Origin of the sequence: Staphylococcus sp. HMSC063A07, assembly GCF_001836955.1 — a bacterium.
GTDB lineage: Bacteria > Bacillota > Bacilli > Staphylococcales > Staphylococcaceae > Staphylococcus > Staphylococcus lugdunensis.
Window position 1 is genome coordinate 85,988 of the sequence record NZ_KV830932.1, and the last position, 18,580, is coordinate 104,567.

The following is an 18,580-nucleotide window of genomic DNA, read 5'->3' on the forward strand; positions in this document are numbered from 1 at the left end:
GGCTCACTCCTATTCTCCTACCAATTTAGTTCCAATTCTTATATATGTTGCGCCTTCTTCAACTGCTACAGGGTAATCATTACTCATTCCCATAGATAATTCCGTACACGGTGCATAAGTTAATTGTCGTTGTTGTATGTCATCCCGTTTTAATCTTAATTTCTTAAATAATTCTTGAATATATTGTGTATCATCTGTAAATGGTGCCATTGTCATCAAGCCTACAATTTTAATATTCTCATAAGCTTTAATATCATCTATAAACTTGTCCACTTCATTTAAATGGATTCCATGTTTAGACGCTTCACCTGAAACATTAACTTGTAAAAAACAAGAAATAGTATGGTTCGCACGTTTGTTGATTTCTTTAGCCAAACTCATTCGATCTAGCGCATGGAAATAATCAACTTCATTGATGACATCTTTAACTTTCCTAGATTGCAATGAACCAATAAAATGCATAACAGCATCTTCTGGTAATGCAGCTTTCTTTTCTAAAAATCCTTCTAAGCGATTTTCACCAAAATGTCTCAAACCTGCATCGTATGCTTCTTTAGCTCGCTCTATTGTAACATATTTTGTAACTGCTATCACATTGATATGGCTATCTATTGTGCTTTTTTTCTTATGACTTTCAATTTCTTGTTGAATATGTGCTAAATTGGATTTCACATCCATATCTATTCATCGCCTTCCTTACTTGCGTCCGATAAAAGCTAACATTCTACCTGTATGCCCTTCTTCAAGTCGATATGAGAAAAAGAGATTTAAATCTTCAGACGTTGCATATTGTGTAATATAAATATTATTTTGAGGTACTCCCATAGATTGTAATAGTAATGCATTGGCTTTTTTCAAGTCAATGCCATGACGATTCGTTCCTCGTGTCTCAATATAACATTGACTATCAATCGGCAGCGTTTCAAACTTTTCTTTAATTTCATCATTGATTTCATAAGAATTAGACGTTGCAGGTCCTATGACAACTTGCAAGTCAGATAACGGAAATTTAATTTGATTTATCATTTCAATAACGATTTGACCATATGTTCCTCTCCAACCAGCATGCGCTAAACCTACAAAGTCATGAGATTCACTATAAAAGTATATCGGTACACAATCCGCATAACACATCGTCAGCAGTACATTTGAGTCATAAGTATATAGGCCATCAATACCATATAGCTTGTGACTAAGCGCATCGATATTTGTACCTTGGTCTCGTACGGTAACCTCAGCCACTTTGTTCTCGTGTGTTTGTATTGGAAATACCCAATGCGCTCTAGGGAAATCAATAGCTGCTGCTAATAGCTGCTGGTGCTTAGTCACATGTTCTGGCGCATCATCAATATAACGAGCCATATTAAATGCTCGTTCTGGATAAGAGCTGCTACCGCCTTCTCTTGTAGTAAAACCTAACGTTACATGTTCAAGTTTGTCATCTTCATATCGCAATAGATGTGGTTCTTTTTTAAATCTATCTTTCATATCAAGCACCTCAATTTAACCGTCTTCTTCGCAGTTATAAGCAACGTATACATTACAATTATATACTAAAATTACAGTGATTTTAAGATTAAAATAAAAAGTCATCAGACCGCTATGACCCGATGACTTTTTATGAATTTTGTATTTTTCTTTAGATTAACGTCTTGTTCTTCTAGAACGTCTTTCTTCTCTATTTCTAATAAAGCTAGGAATGTCATCATCCTTAGTCGTTTGCGTACGCTCTGCTGAAGCTTCAGTGTTACGTGAAGAATGATTCGCCTTGAAAGAAGGCTCTTCTTTAGTTGTATTTGCTGTTCCAGGTGCACTTGAAGATGGCGCGCTTGAACCAAAGCCAGTGTTTGCTTTACGTCCTTGTGTTGACGGTTTATCTTCGAAACCTGTTGCAATAACTGTGACAACAATTTCATCTTGTAATTCTGGATTAATAACTGTACCGAAAATCATATTAACATCTTCGTCAGCAGCATCTTGAACAATATCTGCAGCTTCTTGTGCTTCGAATAATGATAATGATTCGCCACCAGTAATATTCATTAACACACCTTGAGCACCAACAATAGATGTTTCAAGTAATGGTGATGAAATTGCTTTTTTAGCAGCTTCAACAGCTCTATTTTCACCTGATGACACACCAATTCCCATTAATGCAGAGCCTTGGTTAGACATGATTGTTTTAACATCAGCAAAGTCTAAGTTAACTTCACCAGATACAGCGATTAAGTCAGAAATACCTTGTACACCTTGACGTAATACATTGTCTGCTTCTTTAAATGCTTCCATCATAGGTGTAGATTTATCTACGATATCTAATAAGCGATCGTTTGGAATAACGATTAATGTATCAACAGCTGCTTTCATTGCTTCAACACCAGCTGCTGCTTGAGTTGAACGCTTACGTCCTTCAAAGCCGAATGGACGAGTAACAACACCAACTGTTAATGCACCCATTTCTTTAGCTATTTTCGCTACAACTGGCGCAGCACCTGTACCAGTTCCGCCACCCATACCAGCAGTAACAAATACCATGTCTGCACCTTGAATGGCATCTTCAATTTGTTCACGAGATTCTTCAGCTGCTTTTTTCCCAATTTCAGGGTTTGCGCCAGCACCTAAACCACGTGTTAATTTTTCACCAATTTGAATTTTAGCTTCAGCTTTTGATAAGTTTAAAGCTTGTCCATCTGTATTAATAGCAATGAATTCCACATTGTTCATACCATGGTCAATCATACGATTTACCGCGTTATTTCCGCCGCCACCTACACCGATGACTTTTAGTGTCGCTAAATGATTAAATCCTTGTTCAAATTCTAACATTTAATTTTCCTCCTAGTTTTTATGGCCAATCATTCAAATAGAGATTTCATAAGTTTTTTAAATTTACTTTCTTCTTTATCAGATTTATCGTGCCCATCATGATGTTCTTCTTCAGAATTTTGATCTGTTGTATGGTCATCGTAATTTTCATGGTATTCTGGCTCATCTTTATTTTGTGTAGAATCATTTTTATTTGATTTACCTTTGAACCAGTTAAAACCAATTGATCTAGAAGTATTTTCTTTTTCTTCAGAAGCGATGACTTCTTCTTCAAATTCCTCATTATCTTGATAATTTATTGTAACATAATCTAATAATTCATCAAAAGTGATACTGCTAGAAATTGTAGAAATTGCAGATGTAAATTCAGGTTTTCTTATACCCATTTGTGATGGTGTATGTATTCTGATTTTTTCAGTTACTAATATAGTTAGTAAATCTTTCACACCTAATAAATTAGATGATCCACCTGTAACAACAAATCCGCCATTCACTCGTGTCAATTCTAAATTAATTAGAATATCAAATACGCAATTGAAAATGTCTTCCATTGTTGCTTGAATAATGTGACTTAAATCTTTTTGAGAATATTCTACCGTTTCTTCACTATCAACTTGATCTACAGTAAATACATCTTGATCTGAAGCGCTTTCTGCATAAGCATGCCCATATTGTTGCTTAATCTTTTCAGCCGTTTCATATGAAGTATTGAATGCTTCTGCAATATCACTGGTTATATCTCTACCAGCAAGTTTAATTGAAGCAGCATCAAGTAATTCACCACGTTCATAGAAAGCTACCTGTGTCAAATCTTCACCAATATCAATAACACATGTGCCTAGTTCCTTTTCCATTGCGGATAAAATGAAGCCGTAATTATAAGCATCAGAATAAACATCTAATACATCTACGCCACATGCTTCAACACATTTGATCATGTTGATTAAAATTGATTTTTCAATTGCAATCACGCCTGCTTCAACTTTAAGAGAATGTCTTGCAATAATTTCTTTAGGATCTGAAACTTCGTTATTCCCGTCTAAGATAAATTTACTAGGAAATACGTTAATAATTTCCGTACCAGGGACATCATTTTTATCCCGAATACCATCTAAAACACTTTCAATGTGTGTGCCATTAATCTCAGTATCTTCATAAAATTCAATTTCATTAGTTTCATCGAACACTTCTGTTGAAACGATTGGCAATTTTAAAAACACTTCTTTAATATCTACACCAGAAGCAATAGAAGCCTTTTTGAGCGTATCTTTAATCGCTTGTTTCGCAATGTCAAAATCGTCAATCAGACCGTTTTTAATACCATTTGTGTAGGTTTGTCCTGTACCTATCACATTTATACCATTGTGAAATTTTTCGCCTACTATTATTTTTACGCTTGATGAACCAATATCTACACTAACGTAGTAATGTTCCTCCATAGATAGGCACCTCCTGACAAATTACTATTAAAATGCACTATGTTTAGTTTACAATACGTCGTTACACTTGTGAACTATAAAGACATAATATATCGGAATTTTTTAATTATTTTTTTTAGATTGTTCGTTTATTTTGTTAAGTACACTTTGTAATTCACTTTTTGCCTCATTTTCTTGCTGAGAGTTTTTTGTCACATCTTGTTCAGTTTGTGATTGTTGTGCTTCTTGATTTTTGTAAGGTATGAACGATGCTCCTACTGATAAATCAATGTATCCATCTGTTGTTAAGTTACCTGATTGATCACGTGACAACGATTGAGACATTTGTGGGTAGTACTTCATTTTATCTGCTATCGTTTTAATATTGCCGATCACTTGCATATCATCTTTCGTATACAATTTAATTCGATTTTGCTTATTCTTTTGTGGTTCGTATGTTACTTCAGCAATCATACTTCTAATTTTAGGAGACATTTCCGCTAAGGCGTGAACAATTTCTTGTTTTTTATCACCTTTAAAACCTTCAATGATAGGTCCTCGGTCTGTTAATTGCCCTTTATAGTTTTTTAATTCCGTATTCCCTTCTAATATTGGAATATAATCATCCTTATCTTTAATCATACCTACAACTTGATTTTCTTCTATTGTAACAGATAATGTATTCGGCAAATGTTTCTGTATATCAACATTTTTTATCAAAGGATTGTCTTTTAATTTGGCCTTAGCCTTACTATTACTAAATGTATACATTCTTTCGCCACTATTCGCATTTAATTGCTTATTTATTTCTGATGTTGATACATTATGATTACCTTTAATTGTTACATTTGCTATGCGACTAATTGGCGTAAACATATACAACAGAAAAAGTATGATGATAAGGATCAGCGCTGTTATAACAATGTATTGGATTGTCTTTTGACGTTTTCTACGCTGTCGTCTTTTTTGTTCTCTTAGTTCTTCAGGTGTAAGTGGCGGCGGTTTCTCAATATCTTCATTATCTTCTGTCACATCGCCGTCATCAGTATTATGTTGGATTGCTGTATCATCTTGTGCTGTACTGGATAAGTCTTCTTCAGATGGTTCATTTTGTTGCTCATGCAGATTGTTTTCTAAAGCACTGTTGTTTATTTCATCTTCTGTGTTTTGGATTTCCTCATTATTTTCATGTTGTGTAGCCGTGTTGATGTGATTTGAAGAATCATGATTGTCTATGTTTGATTGTGTGTTATCTTCTTGCTCCGTTGAAGTATCGAAGTTGTCTTTATCGCTAAATAAGCGGTTTCGTCTGCGCTTTGTACTAGATTTACGGCGCTGTCGTTCAAAATCGTTGGCATTGATATGTCTTATTTTACTATCTGATTTTTGTTCATCCATGTTTATTCACACCCTTTAATATGATGGTAAGTGTGCTTTAAAACTTTCAATAAATTTATCCCCTCGTTCTTCAAAGGTTTGATATTGATCCCAACTTGCACAAGCCGGAGAGAGTAATACGACATCATTTGGTTCTATCACATCTTGTACTTTATCGACTGCATCTGTAACATCTGTGGCTTTAATTACATATTTACCTTGACTCGTTCCTAATTTAACAAATTTCTCTTGTGTTTCGCCAAACACAACCATTACTCTGACATGTTTCATATAAGGAATTAGTTCATCAAAATCGTTACCTCTATCTAACCCACCACATAACCAAATGATAGGTTGGTTAAATGAATTAAGCGCGAATTGTGTTGCTAGTGTATTAGTAGCCTTTGAGTCATTGTAATATTTATTAGTTCGATTTGTACCAATATACTGCAGTCTATGTTCAATACCTGAGAATGTAGTCAAACTATCAATGATAGCTTTAACAGGTACACCTGCCAATAATGATGCTAAGACTGCCGCCAAAATATTTTCCAAATTATGTTCACCAGGTAACACTAAATCATCAATATTTATAATTCGCACGCCTTTATAAATAATAAAGTTATCTTTAATATAAATGCCATCTACTTCTTGTTGTGTAGAAAAATAAAGTGTCTTAGCTTTTAATTGTTCTGATTCAATCAAATGGCGTTGGTGATAATTACAAATAAGATAATCATCTGCTGTTTGATTTTTATATATTTGCTTTTTAGCATTTTGATAATTTTCAAGTGTACCGTGATAGTCTAAATGCGCCGAATAAATATTTGTAATAATAGCGATGTGTGGACGATACTTATCTATGCCTAGCAATTGGAATGAAGACAATTCTGTAATTAAATATTCATCTGGGTGTGTATCTTGAGCGACTTTTGATGCAACATAACCAATGTTACCAGATAAGCGTCCAGTCAACCTGCTCTTACTAAACATATCACCTATAAGTGAAGTTGTCGTTGTTTTACCATTTGTACCAGTCACCGCGATAATGGGCGCTTCAGAAACTAGATAGCTTAATTCAACTTCAGTTACGATTTTCAAACCACGTTTTTGCGCTTCGATTAAAATAGGTAAATGATATGGAATTCCTGGATTTTTAACTATCATCGGGCTTTTATCTAATAATGACAGTGGATGTCCACCGCCAACAACTGTAACACCCATTGTTTCCAAGTCTTTTGCATGTGGATCTTGAGATAAATCTTTGCCATCATTAACAGTGACAATAGCTCCAAGTTTAGTCAACAATTTTGCTGCCTCATATCCACTTTTAGCTAAACCAAGAACAAGAACATCTTTATCTTCTAAACCTGTATAATTCTGCATGTTAATGCACTCCAATCCATAAGCCTATAAGTCCTGTAACCAAACCAACAGTCCAAAAAACAGTAACGACTTTCCATTCGTTCCAACCACACAATTCAAAATGATGATGAATCGGACTCATCTTGAAAATACGCTTTCTAGTTAATTTATAAGAAGCTACTTGTAAAATAACTGATAATGTTTCAGCCACAAATACAAATCCAACAAACAGTAATGATAATTCTGCATTTAACATAATCGACAAGGTAGCAAATATACCACCAAGCGCTAAGCTACCCGTATCCCCCATGAAAACTTTTGCGGGATTAAGATTAAATGGTAAGAAACCTAGTAATGCAAAAATCATGATAACACAAAATGTCCCTATGGCTGGGGAATCTAAGATAAAGCTCATAATCGCGTACATTGTGAATCCAATAATAGACAATCCAGTTGCTAAACCATCTAAGCCATCTGTTAAGTTAACTGCATTGGAAAAACCAACTTGCCAGAAGACAATGAAAATCACGTAGAAAATGGATAAAGGAATGTCCACTTCTGTAAAAGGTATGTGAATCGCAGTTGAAAAATGAATTAAATGGAATACATAACTTAATACAAAAAATATAACTGCAATACCTATTTGAGCCAAAAATTTCTGTTTGCTTGTTAAACCTTGATTGTTTTTCTTTACCACAATGATGTAATCATCAATAAAACCAATCAAACCGAAACCAATTGTTACAAATAATAACAAAATGATTGGATTGGATTTGTCGACGAAGAATATAGCAATGAGCGAAGTTATTATAATGCTAATTAAAAATGTCAATCCACCCATTGTTGGCGTTCCTGTCTTTTTCATATGACTCTCTGGACCCTCTTCTCGTATACTTTGTCCAAATTTCATTCTCTTTAAAGTTGGAATAAGTACAGGTACTAATACGAATGTGATAAGTAGCGCAATAATCGCAAATAAAAAAAGCATAATTTTCTCCTTTTTAACTAAGATACAAAATTTTATACACATCATTTTCACTTTATTATTTTAACAATATGACTAACACTTCACATCATTATTTAGATGTATTTTATGTTGCCATGTGATAAGTAATATTTCATCATTACTCAATGATCTAGCCAGATAATCACGAGGAGAAGAAGCTGACAAACATTGTTATTCTGAAAATTGTTCTACAATTTACTTATAGAACAGGCATAGGGGCTTCTAGCTCCTCCATATCTAGCTGCGCCGTTAAACATAAAGCGCAAAACTGTGTGATACGTGTTTATATCTTAATTTACAAATTAAATTTTTAGTTAACTCACATCATTAATTGAAGCAAGCTAATCTTCACTGTCTTTAGCTGCATTGTCTTGTTGATCTTTTGAATCCTCTTTTGACTCTTTTGACTTAGATGTATCTTTTTTATCTTGCTTTTGGTTATCGGTTGAATCATTCTTATCCGATGAAGTAGCTTGCTCTTCTGATTGACTGCCATCAGCATCTTTTGCTGAAAGTGTAAGCTCAATTTTATCGCTTTTTTTCAGCTTCGTACCATTTGAAATAGACTGGTCAGTAACAAAGCCGGTTCCTTTTGTGATGACTTTAATATTCGTTAAACTTTGGAATGCCAATACGTCATCTTTCGTCCAACCTTTCATATCTGGCATTGTAACATCTCCATCAGTAAGAAGAAGTACTTTACTATGTGGCAATAATTCACTTCCAGATTTGACAGATTGCGTTTTTACTTTTTGACCACTGCCAATAACGATTGGATTTAACGATTTATCTTGTAGTTTGGATTTCGCATCTTGAGTGGCATCACCCTCAACATTTGGAACTTTACTATATTTTGCTTTGTTTGTTTTGTCTTTTGAGCTGCCGACATTTAAATATTTAAGTGTGTTTTCCATAATTGGTTTAAAAGCTTTACTAACACCTAATTCATATGCTTCTTGGTCATTCTTTTGTGCAAGTTTCATGCCCGCATAAACAATGATACGTGGATTTTTCTTAGGTGCATCTCCAATAAAGCTTACAAAGTATGGGTTAGGCCCTTTAACATAACCACCGCTTTTTTCATCCGCTACTTGCGCCGTTCCCGTTTTACCTTCGATATCATAGCCTTCTACACGATAATTCTGTGCATGACTTTTTTCGCTGTTAACAACTTTATCAAGTTCAGTTTCTACTTTATTGGCTGTCTCTTCAGTTATTGGCTTACCTGCATAAGATTTTTCGCCTTTATAGAAGGTTTTTTTAGAAATAGGATTGTCTACTTTATTCACAAACCATGGTTTCAACATATTTCCCTTATTAAAAAAGGCTGATTGCGCTTGAATCATTTGTACAGGAGTTACAGTCGTTGATTGTCCAAATGCTGATGTTTTTTGTTGTAATTCATTAGACCATGCAATATTACCACTTGCTTCACCATCAAACATGCCGCCAGTCGTTTTACCAAAACCAAAGCGTTCATACCAAGATTTCATCTTATCTGCACCAACTAAATCTTGCAATTGCATCATAAGTGTATTTGAAGAATAAGTAAATCCTTGTGTCATAGGTATTCTACCCCAACCAACTCTATTCCAGTCAGATATTCTTGATCCCATAATATCCATGTGACCTGATTTATACTTTTCATTTGGTTTAAATTTACCTTCTTGAATGGCAGCTGCTAACCCATAAGTCTTAAATGTAGATCCTGGTTCATAAGTGTTTTGATATAAATCATTTGCCCATTTTTTTCCAAAATCTTTCCCCGTTTCAGGATTAAATGTAGGTCGTTGACTAAAAGCTAAAATCTCACCTGTTTTAGCATCCATTACAACGGCAAACAAATCTTTAGGTTGATAGCGTTCAACCATACCATCCAAGGCTTCTTCCACAAATACTTGTATATTGGAATCAATCGTTAAATGTACATCATCTCCACGTTTAGGTGAGCTTTCATGTTTCGTGTTTGGTGCAATGTACCCCCATATATCTTGTATATATGATAGTGCACCTTTTTTACCATTTAAATAACTATTAAATATCTTTTCAACACCCAGTGCACCATTCAGTTCACCCGTATCTGGATTCTTCTGTGCACGTCCAATTAAATGAGAGGCAAAATTTCCATTTGGATAGAACCGCTCTGTTTCTGGATATAGTGTAATGCCTGGTAAGTTCATTTTTTCAATTTTTTCTTTTTGTTGATACGTTAAATTTGTTCCCTTTTGACCAAACTCAACTTGAAACGCCTTTTTCTGATTTAATTTTTTCTCAATATCATCTGCCTTCATATCGATGACTTCTGCTAATTTTTTAGCAGTTTTCTTTTTATCTACGACATGTCGAGGCTTTTTACTATTTTCACTGGCCTTCTTATCAATCACTGCAGTTAATTTGAAACGCTCAACATCTTCAGCTAACACTTTCCCGTTACGATCATAAATTTTACCGCGTTCGGGTTGTTCTTGATTTTTAACAAGATACGTTTCATTTGCTCGTGTTAGTAAGTCTTGTCCAGAAGAATGTCCGGTCACCATGATATATGAGTATCTTAAAACCAATATAAAAAAGAGCAGTCCGAATAAACTAACAAGGAGGACTGCTCCTAATTTATTTTTTTTAATTTTAATTTTTCGCTTCGCCATCATTACGCACTACCTTTACATTATCATTCTTAAGGCTCATACCTTGTGCTTTTGCCTTATCGTAAATGCGTTCATAAGAAGAATTCTTTTTAATTTCAGATTTAAGTGCGCTGTTCTCACTTGTTTGCTTTTCAATCTTTTGATCTAAATCTGCAATCTTTCCTCGCGTATCATACGCATCCATTTTTAAAGATAGCACATAAATACTAATCAAGGCAATGACAGTAATCAATGATATGTATAAGACCTTTTCAAATCTAGTAAGTTGTACAACTACTTTTCTTTTTACAGTTTGTCTTCTTGGTTCTGCTTGTGGTTGTTGTTTAGGAATGCTTGTTTGAGAAACATCCTGATATGGTTGGTAAATTTTTTCTACAGCCATCGTCCATTACTCCTTATTTCAATATTTCTGCAACACGTAATTTGGCGCTACGTGCCCGATTGTTTTGATTTAAATCTTCTTCAGTAGCAGTGATAGGTTTCCGATTAACTCTTTTTAACTTTGGTGTGTATTCTTCTGGAATAATTGGTAAACCTCTAGGTACCTCTGGACCCTTCTCATATTCTTGGAAAATCTGTTTGCATAATCGATCTTCTAATGAATGGAAAGTAATTACTGAAATGCGTCCATTAACCTTTACAAGTTCAATTGCCTGTTCAATTGAATCTTCAAATGCTGACAATTCATCGTTGACGGCAATTCGAATGGCTTGGAACACCCTTTTAGCTGGGTGACCACCTTTTCGTCTCGCTTTGGCAGGTATCCCTTCTTTAATCACATCAACCAGTTGTAATGTCGTTTCTATAGGCTGTAATTCGCGATGTGCTTCAATGCGCCGTGCAATTTGTTTTGAAAATTTTTCTTCACCATAGCGATAGAATATTTTTACTAATGCTTCATATGACCATTCATTTACCACTTCATAAGCACTAAGCGTTTGTGTTCGATCCATACGCATATCTAATTTCGCATCATGGTGATAACTAAATCCTCTTTCCGGGACATCTAACTGTGGACTTGAAACACCCAAGTCATAGTAAATGCCATCTACTTTTTCAATATTTAGTTCTTTTAAAATGTGTGTGAGTTCTCGAAAGTTATTATGAACAAAGGTCACTTTATGTAGATGCGCTTTAAGCACTTCCTTTGCGTTATCTATTGCTGTTGTATCTTGATCAATAGCAATCAAATGACCTTCATCATTGAGCTGATTTAATAAATAAAGGGCATGTCCTGCGCCGCCTAGCGTACAATCTACGTATACACCATCAGGCTTTATATTTAAGTAATCTATGGTTTCGTTAAGCATAACGCTGACATGATGAAACACGTTTATTCCCCCATTTAAAAATCAAAATCTATTAAATCTTCAGCAATATCCTCGAAACTATCTTCTGATTCTTCATAGAAATCATTCCATGTTTCACGGTCCCAAATCTCGATTCGATTTGACACCCCTATTACTGTACATTCTTTTGTTAAGTTGGCGTATTTTCTCAAATTTTGAGGTATGTTAATACGTCCTTGTTTATCTAGTTCTACTTCAATCGCACCAGAGAAGAACATACGCATAAACTTACGTGCATCCTTTTTAGTCATTGGTAAGGTTTTCATTTTCTCTTCAATTTGTTGCCATTCATCTAACGTGTAACCAAATAAACATTTATCAAGGCCTCGAGTGATAATAAAACGCTCATTGAGGTCATAACGAAACTTGGACGGAATAATCATTCGTCCTTTTGTATCTAATTGATGATCGTATTCTCCCATGAACATTTTTTCTCACCTCACCTTATTTATAATTTACCACATCTCACCACTATCCTCCACTAATTCTGTAAAATATCTTAAAATTTATAAAAAAAGACATAAAAAAACCGTTTCGTCAAAAAGACGAAACGGCTATAAACCTTGATATATCAAGGTTTTACAACAATATGATCAAAAGTGTAAGAAAGTGGTGGATAGGTGGAGGGGTTGAACACATCCATCCCAAAATCATTCATTATTTGTAATGGATTCCATATTCTTTCTTGGAGTCCTCCCATTGGATGGAGTGATTCACTGATTTCCTTAAAGTGTTTCATGCTAATCACATTTTCACGTTCAATATTTAATAAGTATCTTTGTTCTAAATAATTAAGTTGTTTATGGTGGATTTCATGATTTTTATCAACTAAGTTGCTATTATTTTGGTTATGTTGTACTTCTCGCTTTAATTTTTGATACATTTCTTCATGAATCTCTTTTAATTGTGAAACTTGATCTAAAAATGTTTGCGATGCTTGTTCACGTATAAATTTTTGACGCTTTTCTTCAATTCCATTAGTTAATACCTCAGCTATATCTAATTGGTATTGTTGTAAAAGTTTCTCTATTCTAGTATAGAGATAAGTTATTTTTATACGCGGTAATACAATAGGCATTTCCACATCTAACGTGTTAAATACTTCGCTTAATTCTGCCCAATATTTAATTTCACTTGGGCCACCTATAAACGCTACAGTATTGAAGAGCCATTCTTCCATTACTGGACGTGTAACAACATTATTTGAGAATTGCGCTGGATTTTGTTCAATCAAGTCTAATAATTCATCTTCACGATAAGTAACTTCTGATTTACTTAACTTATAAATACCATTTTCTTCCGTAAGTAATTGTCTCATATTATCCTGATGTAAAAATAAATGGACGTTTGTGTCAGTCACAATCATCTTTGATAGCTTATTGTTTTCAGTCTCACGTTGCTTTTGATGAAATGCTTTATTTATATCATTATGTTTGCGCAACATATCCTTTAAAATAGGACGTTCTAACTTTCTAAGTGGCTCATATTGCGCATCTATAAATAACACACCATACACTTTGAACACTTCATGTACAAGTGCTTTAAACATATTCGACCACGTGTCATAGCGTTCTATGATTTGTAAACACATATGATACAATTCAGCAGTATGTGTTGTTTCAGCTAATTCCTTGAAATATGCTTGCAGCGCATTTTTCATTTGAACTTTGTCCGGGACATATCGACTTACGTTACTTTCCGGTGGAGTCAAAGTATGATATTTAATCTTTTCCACAGAAGCCAATTGTTGATCATAAGCAAAAGTATGATTAACTTCATCAAAATCATGGTCTTCCCCAGCTATCCAGAATACTGGAACAACGCTACAATCATAGCGCTCTCGCAACTCATTAGATAACGTTATCAAAGAAAATATCTTGTGAAAAGTATATAAAGGTCCTCCAAACAAACCAGCTTGTTGACCACCAATGACAACTTTAGCCCCTGCTGCTAAGTTTTCAATATTTTTTTGCTGTTGCTCTGATAAAGTTAAATCCGACATATAGTCTTGAATAATTTGTGCAAGTTGTTGTTCTCTACCATTATTAGGCTTGTTCATCTTAACATCAAAACTTGTTTTCTTCATCGCATCATACTGGAAAAATGATGTTAGCGATGGATCACTGTTTTTTAATTTTGTCATGAATGAATCATTATCATGTAATTTAGTAATTAAACAGTCCATACATTTTCTCCTTCAGTATCGCTATTATGAATACAGTATAAAGATTATACAACACATTGACAATTTAACGGCTTACACTTTTTAAAATTTTCGGTGCTTCGTGTTTCAAAACTAAATGAATTACACATATTTTTTTAGGGTATAGTAAAATAAAGATGCTAAGGGGGATATGTTATGGTAGAAATTAAACGATTAGAAATTAATTATAAAACAGATGAACTTTTTGAAGCTTTTCGAGAGTATGGCAATAAGGATTTATATATGGTCGATGAATTTCAAGGACAAATGATTGATGCAAGTTCTGAAACACCTTTCTATGGCATTTTTCACGGAGATAACTTGGTAGCGCGCATGGCACTATTGCGTAAAGGTGACGTGGAAGAACTTTATTTCCCAGATTACGATAATTACATACTACTGTGGAAATTAGAAGTGCTCCCCGAATATCAACATCATGGCTATGGACGTGCACTCATTGACTTTGCTAAAGAGAAAGGTCTTCCAATCAAAGCTATTGGACGCAATCAATCAAAAGATTTCTTTACTAAATTAGGATTTGAAGACGTAAACGCTAAAAATCCAGAAGGCCATGACGTGTTAATATGGTCACCTAAAGGTTAAAATGATTAGTTTAGGACATCATTATGTTTTAGACTGTGAACGATATATTGGCAGTAGTTGACTGGATTGAAAATACGCGGACACCAAGTTTTTCCAACCCTAGTCAATCTTGCTGGAGCGGGACTACGAATTCGTAACGAATGCTGTCACGCTCCTTTTTTTGAATGTACTCACATTAAGCTTGAGGACAAAATACATATTGCTGATTAAATTATGTAATTGTGATTATTTATAATAACATTTATATAGTTTTAGCACTCCACATCGTAATCATTTATTTTTTAAATTAACCGAAATAGATGATAAAGTTATTTCAGCTATTGAACACTTTATTATTTTATAGTGGCACTAAAATATACCTAGCTATTCCGTGACATAAAGTTTTATTTTCTCTTTTTATATAAAATAAAAAATCCCGTGTTACCAATGTTACAAACTAACATGGTAAAACGAGATTAATACAAATAGCGTCCTGGGAGGGATTCGAACCCCCGACCGATGGCTTAGAAGGCCATTGCTCTATCCAGCTGAGCTACCAGGACAAATTTTTAACACAAGAATTATTATATCTAATTCGACGCTATTGCGCAATAGTTACTATCTAAAAAAAGGTTATATTTTTCACTATTAATGCTATTTTAATCCATTAACGCTACTTTAATAGCTTGACCCAGATAATGATTTTAAACTTAATATCAAGTTTCCTCACATTTATCCAACTTATTACCTTTTCAGCATATCTTCATGTTAAAATGCATTTAATTCTACTTTTTAAGGAGTATTTTAATATGAAATATACAACGTTGTTATTAGACTTTGACGATACATTAGTAGATTTTGATGATGCTGAAGAACAAGCCTTTTTCAATATGGCCCAAAATTACCAGTCATCTCCTACTTATGATGACTTCACTTTATTCAAAAAGATTAACCAAGCACACTGGGAAGCTTTTCAAAATAATCAACTTTCAAAAGAAGACGTGTTATCTCAACGCTTTATTAAATACTTTAAGCACCATAATATAACTGTTAATGGTCATGAAGCCGATGAGTGTTTTAGAGATGAATTGGCTAAAGCACCAGTTAAATATTTCAACGACACATTAGCTACATTAGCTCAATTACGTCAGCATTGTTCACTTTATATTGTGACTAATGGTGTCGCTATAACACAACAACGCCGTATTGCACAAACACCGTTTGATGATTTATTTGAGGGTATCTTTATTTCTGAACACACAGGTTATCAAAAGCCTATGTCTGGATTCTTTGATTATGTTTTTAATCACATTAAACCTACTGCGAGATCCACAGCAATGATTATTGGAGATTCTTTAACATCAGATATATTAGGTGGTCATAATGCTAACATTGCAACATGCTGGTTTAACTATAGAAACAAAACAAATTCAACAGCAATTAAACCTGACTTTGAGATTCGAACATTAGCCGAATTATTGCCTATTATACAATCTACTTAATGTTTTAAAATATTGTTGCATCTATCAATAACAATTTGATAAGCCATACAAATATCTTTTTTAGTATGCAAGTAGTGATAATAGCATTGCTTTTATAGTTATTTTTGGCATAAAACCCGATAACCTATAAGCTGGAATGACATACAGCTCGAAGGTTATCGGATTTCTTTATATCTTTATGTGTATCGTGTCTAAAATTTCATTATTCCGATTGCGAAAATGCAAGACTGCACGCCTTTTATTATCATCAATTAATAGTTCTGCAAAAGTCTCTTCTTTTTGACTTCTAGATTGTGAGATACTACCAGGATTAATCACATGAACAGATCCAATCTGTTCATATTTAGCCACATGAGTATGTCCGTAAAAAGCAAATTGACAGCCTTCCTGAGCTGCTCTTTCTGCCAATTGTTGGCGTCCACGATTAACAGAATACAGATGGCCATGAGTATAGAACGCTTTAATATCATCAGATGAGATAAGTTCTTCATTTGGAAATTCTGGATAAAAATCGCAGTTCCCTTTAACACGTTGGAATAAACTTAGTTCCGTATCATGATATTCAAATTCTGAATCTCCCAAATGCAAAGCAACATCATAATCTTGATGCCAAGCGATAATTTGATATAAAATACCAGCTTCAGTATGATTATCACTTACAATAATCCATTTTGACATTATACATCACCCTTTAAGTATGCTTGAAGTTGTTTTATAGCTTCTCCTCTGTGACTAATTTGACTTTTTTCTGTTGCACTCAGTTCAGCCATTGTGCGTCCTTTTTCAGGTACATAAAAGACAGGATCATAACCAAAACCATTATCTCCTCTACGTTCATCAGTAATTCGACCAGATACCGTCCCTTTAAATGTCCGTGTTGGTTGATCTGGTTCACTCATACTAATCACACACACGAACTGAGCTTCACGTTGTGTGATATCAGTTAATTTAGATAATAATTTGTCTATGTTGTCATCATCATTTTTGTCTAAACCGGCATATCGTGCAGAGTACACCCCTGGCTCACCGTTAAGTGCAAAAACTTCCAAGCCACTATCATCAGCAATCACTCGTTTATTCAATCTTTTAGCTGCTGCTTCTGATTTTAAAATAGCATTTTCTTCAAAGGTTGTCCCTGTTTCTTCAACATCAAAGTCTTTCAACAATTCTGAAATACCGATAACATTATCATTTGGAAAAATCGCTTTAAAATCATTAATCTTTCCTTGGTTATTTGTAGCTATCACAATATCGGTCATCGTTTATCCCCCTAATTTGTTAATTTAATCTGTTCTACTTTTACTTTCATATGCAACCACTCAGCAATAATATTAGTAATATGCGTCGTATCACCTGTAGAAAAAAAGCGATGCTGTGGCTGGGCTGTATAGCTGGCGTGCTCATTACTAAATGTTAACAAAGCACTTACTTCCCTAGCTGTCTCTAGACCAGAAGAAATGACCGTTTTGTCTCCACCGAAATAATCATTCAACGGTTGATATAACAAGGGATAATGCGTACATCCTAATATGACAGTGTCCGCTATACTGTTTCGCCAGTGTTTTAATGTCTGATGAATAATAATACTCGTTATTGTTGGATCATTATAACGCATTTGTTCGACCAAAGGTACAAATCCTGGACAGGCCACACCTGTTACCTCAACATTAGGATTGATGCGTTTAATGTGATGTCGATAAGCTTCAGATTTAATAGTTCCCTCTGTTCCAAGTATAAGCACATGTTGATTTTTGGTCGTCATAATAGCAGTACGTGCACCTGGTTCAATAACGCCAATAACTGGAATAGACAGTATGTGTTGTAAATGCTCTAAAGCGACTGCAGTTGCCGTATTACAAGCAATAACCAGCATTTTAATGTCAAATTCCATTAATTTATTAGCTAGTTCAGTGGTGAAAGCTTTAACTTCATCTCCAGGTCTTGGTCCATATGGACACCGTGCTATATCACCTAAATAATATATAGTCTCATTTGGTAACTGGCGTATAATTTCTTTAGCTACAGTTAATCCTCCAACTCCTGAATCTATAACACCAATGGGTTTATTCATATTTTTCATCCTCAATTAATTGCAATAGTATTTTTATTTTAGCACATTAAATATAGTGAAATCATCTAAGGCTATTTTAAAAATGATATCCCTACACATAAAACATCATTCTAATGTGAAAAACCATATTAATTAAAGTAGATGAAAACATAACAAAAATTGATAAAAATCTGTTGTACTTAACAGTAACATCTTTTGTTATTTGTTACACTTTAGCATCTATGTATCATCATTAA

The 18,580-nt window shown here is 34.2% G+C and carries 17 protein-coding genes and 1 tRNA gene; 2 read left to right on the forward strand and 16 right to left on the reverse strand.

Annotation, left to right across the window (positions count from 1 at the left end):
• Positions 1 to 9: 9 nt before the first annotated feature.
• The 12 genes from HMPREF2597_RS10370 to bshC form a co-directional block, all read right to left on the reverse strand.
• Complete coding sequence (locus HMPREF2597_RS10370; protein ID WP_002478328.1) at positions 10 to 678, reverse strand: YggS family pyridoxal phosphate-dependent enzyme; 669 nt, start codon at positions 676 to 678, stop codon at positions 10 to 12.
• Between the two features lie 18 nt (positions 679 to 696).
• The gene (pgeF, locus tag HMPREF2597_RS10375) at positions 697 to 1,488 is read right to left on the reverse strand and encodes a peptidoglycan editing factor PgeF (protein WP_070817296.1); all 792 of its coding nucleotides are present in this window, start codon (positions 1,486 to 1,488) and stop codon (positions 697 to 699) included.
• 156 nt (positions 1,489 to 1,644) lie between these two features.
• Entirely contained in the window at positions 1,645 to 2,826 is a 1,182-nt protein-coding gene (gene ftsZ / locus HMPREF2597_RS10380; RefSeq protein WP_002459360.1) for a cell division protein FtsZ, read from the reverse strand.
• A 29-nt stretch (positions 2,827 to 2,855) separates the two neighbouring features.
• Complete coding sequence (gene ftsA, locus HMPREF2597_RS10385) at positions 2,856 to 4,265, reverse strand: cell division protein FtsA (protein WP_002459361.1); 1,410 nt, start codon at positions 4,263 to 4,265, stop codon at positions 2,856 to 2,858.
• Positions 4,266 to 4,367: 102 nt separating this feature from the next.
• Complete coding sequence (locus HMPREF2597_RS10390) at positions 4,368 to 5,642, reverse strand: cell division protein FtsQ/DivIB (protein ID WP_002478329.1); 1,275 nt, start codon at positions 5,640 to 5,642, stop codon at positions 4,368 to 4,370.
• Positions 5,643 to 5,657: 15 nt separating this feature from the next.
• Positions 5,658 to 7,007 carry a UDP-N-acetylmuramoyl-L-alanine--D-glutamate ligase gene (murD, locus tag HMPREF2597_RS10395; RefSeq protein WP_002478330.1) on the reverse strand — a complete coding sequence of 450 codons (1,350 nt, stop codon included), beginning with the start codon at positions 7,005 to 7,007 and terminating at the stop codon, positions 5,658 to 5,660.
• Between the two features lies 1 nt (position 7,008).
• Positions 7,009 to 7,974 (reverse strand): phospho-N-acetylmuramoyl-pentapeptide-transferase, encoded by a 966-nt coding sequence (gene mraY, locus HMPREF2597_RS10400; protein WP_002478331.1) that lies wholly within the window; start codon positions 7,972 to 7,974, stop codon positions 7,009 to 7,011.
• Between the two features lie 359 nt (positions 7,975 to 8,333).
• Positions 8,334 to 10,637: a penicillin-binding protein gene (locus HMPREF2597_RS10405; RefSeq protein WP_037540435.1), complete on the reverse strand. Its 2,304-nt coding sequence runs from the start codon at positions 10,635 to 10,637 to the stop codon at positions 8,334 to 8,336.
• Positions 10,618 to 11,019, reverse strand: a complete 402-nt coding sequence (ftsL, locus tag HMPREF2597_RS10410; RefSeq protein ID WP_002459366.1) for a cell division protein FtsL — start codon at positions 11,017 to 11,019, stop codon at positions 10,618 to 10,620. The genes HMPREF2597_RS10405 and ftsL overlap by 20 nt, the downstream gene beginning before the upstream one ends.
• Before the next feature lie 13 nt (positions 11,020 to 11,032).
• Positions 11,033 to 11,968, reverse strand: a complete 936-nt coding sequence (gene rsmH / locus HMPREF2597_RS10415) for a 16S rRNA (cytosine(1402)-N(4))-methyltransferase RsmH (protein ID WP_002459367.1) — start codon at positions 11,966 to 11,968, stop codon at positions 11,033 to 11,035.
• A gap of 14 nt (positions 11,969 to 11,982) precedes the next feature.
• Positions 11,983 to 12,414, reverse strand: coding sequence for a division/cell wall cluster transcriptional repressor MraZ (mraZ, locus tag HMPREF2597_RS10420; RefSeq protein ID WP_002478333.1), 432 nt, complete (start codon positions 12,412 to 12,414; stop codon positions 11,983 to 11,985).
• A 143-nt stretch (positions 12,415 to 12,557) separates the two neighbouring features.
• Positions 12,558 to 14,171 carry a bacillithiol biosynthesis cysteine-adding enzyme BshC gene (bshC, locus tag HMPREF2597_RS10425; protein ID WP_002478334.1) on the reverse strand — a complete coding sequence of 538 codons (1,614 nt, stop codon included), beginning with the start codon at positions 14,169 to 14,171 and terminating at the stop codon, positions 12,558 to 12,560.
• Positions 14,172 to 14,345: 174 nt separating this feature from the next.
• Here bshC and HMPREF2597_RS10430 point away from each other — a divergent pair, with 174 nt between their 5' ends.
• Positions 14,346 to 14,792 carry an N-acetyltransferase gene (locus tag HMPREF2597_RS10430; RefSeq protein ID WP_002478335.1) on the forward strand — a complete coding sequence of 149 codons (447 nt, stop codon included), beginning with the start codon at positions 14,346 to 14,348 and terminating at the stop codon, positions 14,790 to 14,792.
• 468 nt (positions 14,793 to 15,260) lie between these two features.
• Here the strand turns inward: HMPREF2597_RS10430 and HMPREF2597_RS10435 are convergent.
• Positions 15,261 to 15,334, reverse strand: a tRNA-Arg gene (locus HMPREF2597_RS10435).
• 246 nt (positions 15,335 to 15,580) lie between these two features.
• Here HMPREF2597_RS10435 and HMPREF2597_RS10440 point away from each other — a divergent pair.
• Entirely contained in the window at positions 15,581 to 16,273 is a 693-nt protein-coding gene (locus HMPREF2597_RS10440; protein ID WP_002478336.1) for a YjjG family noncanonical pyrimidine nucleotidase, read from the forward strand.
• Between the two features lie 168 nt (positions 16,274 to 16,441).
• On the opposite strand, the gene HMPREF2597_RS10445 is transcribed toward HMPREF2597_RS10440, so the two are convergent.
• The 3 genes from HMPREF2597_RS10445 to racE are packed head-to-tail and all read right to left on the reverse strand — an operon-like array spanning position 16,442 to position 18,344.
• Positions 16,442 to 16,951: a YfcE family phosphodiesterase gene (locus tag HMPREF2597_RS10445; protein WP_002459372.1), complete on the reverse strand. Its 510-nt coding sequence runs from the start codon at positions 16,949 to 16,951 to the stop codon at positions 16,442 to 16,444.
• On the reverse strand, positions 16,951 to 17,532 hold the full coding sequence (locus HMPREF2597_RS10450; protein ID WP_002459373.1) for an XTP/dITP diphosphatase: 582 nt from the start codon (positions 17,530 to 17,532) through the stop codon (positions 16,951 to 16,953). The genes HMPREF2597_RS10445 and HMPREF2597_RS10450 overlap by 1 nt, the downstream gene beginning before the upstream one ends.
• 11 nt (positions 17,533 to 17,543) lie before the next feature.
• Positions 17,544 to 18,344 carry a glutamate racemase gene (gene racE, locus HMPREF2597_RS10455; protein ID WP_002478338.1) on the reverse strand — a complete coding sequence of 267 codons (801 nt, stop codon included), beginning with the start codon at positions 18,342 to 18,344 and terminating at the stop codon, positions 17,544 to 17,546.
• Positions 18,345 to 18,580: the final 236 nt, after the last annotated feature.

Coding starts and splice junctions, on each gene's coding strand:
- HMPREF2597_RS10370 (WP_002478328.1), bottom strand. CDS start 678: ATGGATGTGAAATCCAATTTAGCACATATTCAACAAGAAATTGAAAGT.
- pgeF (WP_070817296.1), bottom strand. CDS start 1,488: ATGAAAGATAGATTTAAAAAAGAACCACATCTATTGCGATATGAAGAT.
- ftsZ (WP_002459360.1), bottom strand. CDS start 2,826: ATGTTAGAATTTGAACAAGGATTTAATCATTTAGCGACACTAAAAGTC.
- ftsA (WP_002459361.1), bottom strand. CDS start 4,265: ATGGAGGAACATTACTACGTTAGTGTAGATATTGGTTCATCAAGCGTA.
- HMPREF2597_RS10390 (WP_002478329.1), bottom strand. CDS start 5,642: ATGGATGAACAAAAATCAGATAGTAAAATAAGACATATCAATGCCAAC.
- murD (WP_002478330.1), bottom strand. CDS start 7,007: ATGCAGAATTATACAGGTTTAGAAGATAAAGATGTTCTTGTTCTTGGT.
- mraY (WP_002478331.1), bottom strand. CDS start 7,974: ATGCTTTTTTTATTTGCGATTATTGCGCTACTTATCACATTCGTATTA.
- HMPREF2597_RS10405 (WP_037540435.1), bottom strand. CDS start 10,637: ATGGCGAAGCGAAAAATTAAAATTAAAAAAAATAAATTAGGAGCAGTC.
- ftsL (WP_002459366.1), bottom strand. CDS start 11,019: ATGGCTGTAGAAAAAATTTACCAACCATATCAGGATGTTTCTCAAACA.
- mraZ (WP_002478333.1), bottom strand. CDS start 12,414: ATGTTCATGGGAGAATACGATCATCAATTAGATACAAAAGGACGAATG.
- bshC (WP_002478334.1), bottom strand. CDS start 14,171: ATGGACTGTTTAATTACTAAATTACATGATAATGATTCATTCATGACA.
- HMPREF2597_RS10430 (WP_002478335.1), top strand. CDS start 14,346: ATGGTAGAAATTAAACGATTAGAAATTAATTATAAAACAGATGAACTT.
- HMPREF2597_RS10440 (WP_002478336.1), top strand. CDS start 15,581: ATGAAATATACAACGTTGTTATTAGACTTTGACGATACATTAGTAGAT.
- HMPREF2597_RS10445 (WP_002459372.1), bottom strand. CDS start 16,951: ATGTCAAAATGGATTATTGTAAGTGATAATCATACTGAAGCTGGTATT.
- HMPREF2597_RS10450 (WP_002459373.1), bottom strand. CDS start 17,532: ATGACCGATATTGTGATAGCTACAAATAACCAAGGAAAGATTAATGAT.
- racE (WP_002478338.1), bottom strand. CDS start 18,344: ATGAATAAACCCATTGGTGTTATAGATTCAGGAGTTGGAGGATTAACT.